Source organism: Streptomyces sp. NPDC047014 (genome assembly GCF_040644195.1).
In the GTDB taxonomy this organism is placed as follows: domain Bacteria; phylum Actinomycetota; class Actinomycetes; order Streptomycetales; family Streptomycetaceae; genus Streptomyces.
Genome location: NZ_JBEYVX010000163.1, coordinates 1 through 5,974, shown reverse-complemented (window position 1 = coordinate 5,974; position 5,974 = coordinate 1). Strand labels below are relative to the sequence as shown.

At 77.9% G+C, this 5,974-nt stretch carries 2 protein-coding genes; both read right to left on the bottom strand.

Translation table 11 applies throughout. The features are described 5' to 3' along the window. Positions 1-170 precede the first annotated feature (170 nt). Entirely contained in the window at positions 171-4,835 is a 4,665-nt protein-coding gene (locus tag ABZ873_RS33770; RefSeq protein WP_360880571.1) for a hypothetical protein, read from the bottom strand. Positions 4,836-4,901: 66 nt separating this feature from the next. Beyond that, positions 4,902-5,822 (bottom strand): hypothetical protein, encoded by a 921-nt coding sequence (locus tag ABZ873_RS33765; RefSeq protein WP_360880568.1) that lies wholly within the window; start codon positions 5,820-5,822, stop codon positions 4,902-4,904. Positions 5,823-5,974 lie beyond the last annotated feature (152 nt).

The following is a 5,974-nucleotide window of genomic DNA, read 5'->3' as shown; positions in this document are numbered from 1 at the left end:
GTCCGGCGCGGACCGCGCCGCGCGGCGGTCCGGGCCGCATAGCCGCCGAGGACGGCCTGGCGATCTTCGGCCGCCGCTGAGGAAGGCGCGTACGGGGCTGCGCGCGCCCTGCGGCCCCCCGGAGCGCTGCGGCCCCCCGGAGCCGGGGGGCCGTTGCGCGCTGCCCGGGGTCAGGAGCCGGCGGCGGAGCGGCGGAACATGCGCGTCGCCGTGATCTCCCCGTGGATGGTCTCCCCCTCCGTGGACTGCTGCGGCAGCCCCGGCCGCAGGTGCTCCTCCACGCTGATGTACTTGAGCCCCGCCCGCAGGTCGGCGTCGTTGCGCAGCCGGATCACCAGCGGGAACTCGGCCAGCGCCGTCGTGTCGAACAGGCCGGTGGTGTACAGCAGCTGGACGCCGAGCGCGTCCGAGACGGCCCGCTGGAGCTCCAGCAGGTAGGTGGCGTTCGCGCGCCCGATCGGGTTGTCCAGGAACAGCGTGCCCGCGTGCCGGTGCCGGTCGCGGCCCCGGTCGTTGCTGCGCAGCGCCGCCATCGTGCAGTACAGCGCGATCGCCGCGGTGAGCAGCTGCCCGCCGGAGAACACGTCGCCCATCTGCCCCACCGGCACCCGCTCGGCGCGCAGCACCGCGTCCGGCTTGAGGATCTCCACGGCGATGCCCTTGGGCTCCAGGGCCGCCTGCACGCCCCGCAGCAGCAGGGACATGCCGTCGCGGCGGCCCTCGCCGAAGGCGGCGGCCGCGTTCTTCCGCACGGCCGTGCGCGTCGCCTCGTCGATGACCTCGCCCAGCCGTTCGGTCAGCGTGGCCTGGTCTGGCTCCTCGAAGCGGATCCGCAGGAACTCCTGCCCCGACCACTCCCCCAGCCCCTCGGGCAGCTGGGAGAGGCGCTGCGCGGACCGCAGCGTGGCCAGGGCCGATTCCACCAGCCCGCGCAGCCGGTCGACGATGCTGTCGCGGTTGCGCTCCAGCTGGGCCAGCTCGTCGGTGAGGACGCGCAGCCGGGGCGCGAAGGCCGCCGCCCAGGACGCGGCGTGCTCGGGCAGCGCGGAGGCGGGCAGTTCGCGGATCTGCTGGCGGGCGGGGGTGCGTACCTGCTCGTAGCGGGTGGCGTTGGCGTGCCGGACCAGGATGTCGCTCGCCTCGCGGACGGCGGACTCGGCGGCCGACAGGTCGGCGGCGCAGCCGCGCAGCGAGCGGCGGGCCTCGGTGGCCGACTGGCGGGCCTCCTCCAGGGTGCCCGGGTGCGGGGCCGGCTCCTGCTCGTCGTCCTGGTGGGTGTGGTCGCGCAGCAGGTCCCGCAGCAGGGCCGCGGTCTCGTCGAAGCCGCCCGCGCCGTCCTCGGAGGTCCGGTGGGCGCGCAGCAGGTCGGCGTGGGCGGCGCGGGCGCCCTCCACGGCCGCGCTGTGGGCGGCGAGCTGGGCGGTGGCCGTGCGCAGCAGGCCCTGCGCGTGGTCGACGTCCTCCGGGATCAGCTCCTCGGGCAGGTCGGTGTGCACCTCGCCCTCGGCGGGAGCGTGCCGTTCGGCCTCGCCGCGCAGCCGGCCGAGCTGCTCGCTCGCGGTGGAGGCGCGGGTCTCCAGCATCTGTACGAGGGATTCGGCGCGGGCCGCGGCGGCCTGCCGGGAGGGGCCGTCGGAGCCGTCGGTGCCTTCGAGGAGCTGGGCGGCGCGGGTACGGACCTTGTTGGTGAGGCGGTCCAGTTCGGCGAGGGCGGCGCTCTCGTCGCTCTCGGCGCGGGCCTGCTCGGCGCGCAGGTCGGCGCCGACGCCGACCTTCTCGTAGAGCTGCGAGGCCGCCCGGTACGCCTCGCGCAGGTCCGGCAGCGGCACCCGCGGGGCGTTCTCGTCCGGCTCGGGCAGCTGGTCGGGGGCGCCCGCGATCTCGGCGCGTTCGGCGCGCAGGGCGCGGGCGGTGCGGCGGGCGTCGTCGGCGGCGCGCTGGGCGGCGCGCCGGTCCTCGTCGGCGGCGCGGGCCCGGTCCAGGCAGATCTCGGCGCGGGCCTCCGACTCGGCGGCGTCGTCGGCGAGTTCACGCAGCCGGGCCTGCCAGCCCGCCCGCTCGCGCAGCCGGTAGGCGAGCCCGGCGAGGGCGTCGGCGGTCCGGCGGGCCCGCTGGGCGGTGTCCTGGCGCTCGTCGCGTACGCGGGCCGCGTCGGCGGCGGCCTCGTCGGCCTCGGCGCGTACGGTACGGGCCTCCGCCAGCTCGGCGTCGGCCTCCTCGGCGAACGCCCGCGCGGCCGCGGCCTGCTCCGCGAGCTCGGCGAGCCGGCCGTGCGGGCAGCCGGTGCGCCAGGAGGCGAGCCGGGCGGACAGCTCGCGGTCCCCGGCGAGGCGGGCGGCGAGCTCGCGGATCTCGGTGTCACGGGCGGCGGCGCGGGCGCGCAGCGCCTGGCGTTCCTCGTCGGCGGCGTGCTCGTCGTGCATGGCCGGGTTCGGGGAGACGATGAAGATGCTGGACACGGCGGTGTCCTCGCCGGGGCCCGGCTGCGGGAGGGGTGCCAGCAGGGCGGCGGCGGTGCCGACGGCGACGGTGGAGCGGGGCAGCAGGGCCGCGCCGGACAGCACCTCGCGGGCCCGCTGGTGGGTGTCGGGGTCGGTGATGATGACGCCGTCGACGAGCTCGGGGCGGGCCGCGAGCACGGCGGCGTGGTCGGCGGGGTCCACGGCCTGCGCGAGGTAGCGCCAGCCGGGCAGGGCCGGGATGCCGTGCTCACCGAGGTATTCCACGGTGGCGAGCACGTCGGGGCCGGGCGGCAGCAGGCCGCCGTCGCCGAGCGCGCCGAGGATGCGGGCGTCGTCGGCGGCGGCGGTGCGCAGCTCGAACAGCTGGCGTTCGGCGGCGGCCACCCCGTCGGTGAGCAGGGTGCGCAGGTCGTCGGCGTTCCGGTCCAGCTCGTCGACGGTCAGCCCGGCGGCCCCGGGGCGGTCGCCGGAGTCGGCGGAGCCGCCGGTGCCGCCGGTGCCGCTCTGGTGCGGGACGAGCGGGGCGGGCGCGGGCAGGCCCAGCAGCTCCGTCAGGCGCGGGGCGGCGGCCAGGGAGGCGGCGGCCCGGTGCTCGGCCTCGTGGGCCCCCTCGGCGGCGTCGGCGGCGTCCGCGGCGCGGGCGGCGGTCAGTTCGGCCCGGGATTCGGCGGCGGCGGCCTCGCGGGCGGCCTCCGCGGTGGCGCGGGCGGCCTCACGGGCCTCGTCCCAGGCGGCCACGGCGCCCTTCTCGGCGTCGGCGGCGGCGAGGGCCGCGCGGGCCGGGTCGGCGTCGGGGGCGGAGTCGTCGAGCCAGCCCGCGCGGACGGCCTCGGCGGTCTCCTGCTGGACCTCGCTGAGCCGGGCCCGGAGGTGCTCGGCCTCGCTGCGGGCCCGCTGGGCGGCCGTGGCGGCGGCGGTGGCGTCGCGGTGGGCGTCCTCCCCGGCGGCCTGGAGTCCGGCGGAGCGCTCCTCCTCCTCGTTGGCGAGGCGTTCGCCGTGCTCGGCGGCGGCGTGCAGGGCCCGTACGAGCTCACCCGCGGCGGTGGCGCGGGCCGCGAGGGCCGGGGCGGCGTCGCGCTCGGCCTCCCGGATCGCGGCGGCGACCCGCGCGGAACGGTCGGCGGCGGCGCGGTGGCGCAGCACGGTCTCGGCGGCCTGCCAGGCGGAGTGCAGGGTGCGGGCTTCGAGCAGTTCGCGGCGCTGCGCGGCGGCGGCCTTGTCGGCGACGGTCAGGGCCAGCGAGGCGTGCCGGTAGGCGAGTTCGGCGGAGACGGCGGCGCTGCGGGCGCGCGCGGACTCGGCGGCGGTGACCTCGTGGGCGGCGGCGGTGACCTGCTGGGCGAGGTCGGCGGCCCGGCCGCGCTCCTCGGCGGCGCGGGCGGACAGCCGCCGCGCGAGGGTCCTCGTACGGCGTTCCGCTCCGGCGTGCACGTCGCGCAGCCGGGAGCGGGCCGCGGCCGCCTCGACGATCCGGGTGAGGAGGTCCACCGAACCGGCGGTGAAGTCCCGTTCCGCCATCAGCTCGGCGCGGCGGCCGAGCTTGTTGCCGAAGCCGTGGACGAGGTCGGCGAGGCCGTCGGTGTCGCGGGTGTCGGTGACGGCGCGCAGCAGCAGGTCCGTGAAGTCGGAGTCCTTCTTCACGGCGAAGAGGCCGGCGGCCTCGCCCTCGTCGGCGTTCATCTCGCGCTGGTAGCGGAAGAGTTCGGGGTCCAGGCCGAGCTCGGTCAGGTGCTCGTTCCAGCGGTCGTGGATCTCCTCGAAGGACACGTCGAGGTGCGGGTACGCCTTGCCCGCCTCGGTGAGCGCGTCGCGGAAGCCCTTCATGGTGCGGCGGCGGCCCTGCGCCCCGGAGGCGCCTTCGACGGGCGGGCGGACGGCGGTGGCCTCGGCGACGGGGAGGCTGTCGAGGCTGAGGCCGGGGCCGGGGCGGAAGGAGTACCAGGCTTCGGCGAACTTGCGGGGGTCGTTGGAGACCTGCCGGCCGCGCCACTCGCTGACCTTGCCGACGACGACGCATTCGCCGGTCTGGGTGTGCTGCCACTCCAGGGCGACATGCCCGCAGTCGTCGGCGAGCAGGAACTTGCGCAGGACGCCGGAGCTGGCGCCGCCGAGGGTGTTGCGGTGGCCGGGGAGCATCACCGAGAAGATCAGCTTGAGCAGGACGGACTTGCCGCCGCCGTTCTCCAGGAAGAGCACGCCGGCGGGTGCGGGGCGGCGCGGCGGGCCGGTCGGCTCCTCCTCGAAGAACTCCGCCTGGGCCGGCGCCGGGTGGGGCACCGGCGCGCCGACTCCGCGCAGGTCGAGCACGGTGTCGGCGTAGCGTGCGCCGGCGGGCCCGATGGAGTAGAGGCGGATCCGGGACAGCTCGTACATGGCGGCGGACTCTCGTGGTGTCTTGGGGAGGGGCGTACGGGGCGGGGCGGGCCGGGAGCGGCCGGCTCAGGCGTGGAAGGGCAGCCCGGCGTCGGCGGCGAGTTCCAGGTCGTCGCCTTCGGGCGGCGGCAGGAGGGTCGCGGAGCCGTCGCTGACGGGGACCACGCCCAGTTCCAGCAGTTCGGCCATGGCCGCGCTGCCCGCCATGTCGCGGACCTGGAGCTGGTAGCGGGGGGTGGTGCGGTAGGTGCCGCCGGAGTCGTCGCCGGTGCGCTGGAGGAAGCCGGAGTCGGTGAGGAAGGCGGCGGCCTTGCCGACGATGCCGGTGGTGGAGCCGGCGAGGCGGCGGGCGTCCTTGGTGGCGCCGGTGGCGCTGCGGCGGGTGTAGACGCGCCAGGCGGCCTCCAGGCCGGGGGCGTCGGAGGCCGGGTCGGTGTTCTCGCCGAGCTCGGCGGCGCGCTCCTCCAGGCGGCGGCAGGTCTGGCGGACGAAGGCGTCGACGCCGTTGACGGTGACGCGGCCGATGTAGCCGTCGTCGGCGAGGTCCTCGGGGCGCGGGAAGGCGAGGGCGGCGACGGCGAGGTGGGCGAGGCCGTGCAGGAAGCGGTCGGCGGAGTCGGCGGCGGTGCGGCGGGCGTAGTCGCCCATCCGGACGGCGAAGACGGAGTCCTCGTCGGCGGCGACGGCCATGCCCGCGCGGGGGGACACCTCCAGGACGACGAGGCCGAGGCCGGTGGCGACGGCGTCGGCGAGGCGGCCGAAGGGGGGGTCCTCGCGGTAGCGGCGGAGGAGTTCCGTGTACTCGGCGTCGCGGGCCGGGGCCAGTTTGGGCTGGAGCCCGAAGGCGACGAGGCGGGCGGCGTCCGCCGCGTCCGCCGGGGTGACGGTGGGGGTGGCGGGGGCGGTGGGGGTGGCCGCGGGGGCGACGGGGGCCGGGGTGGTGTCCGGCTCGCTCCACGCGGGGGGTTCGGCGTGGTGGTCGCTCACGGGTGGGTCTCCTCGGCGGTACGGATGGGGCTGGCGGTGGGGGTGGCTACGCGGGTCGGCGGCTGGGGCGGCGGGCAGGGAACCCGGCTCCGCCGGGCACCGGGCTCCGCCCGGACCCGCGCCTCAAACGCCGGCGGGGCTGGATGGGACAC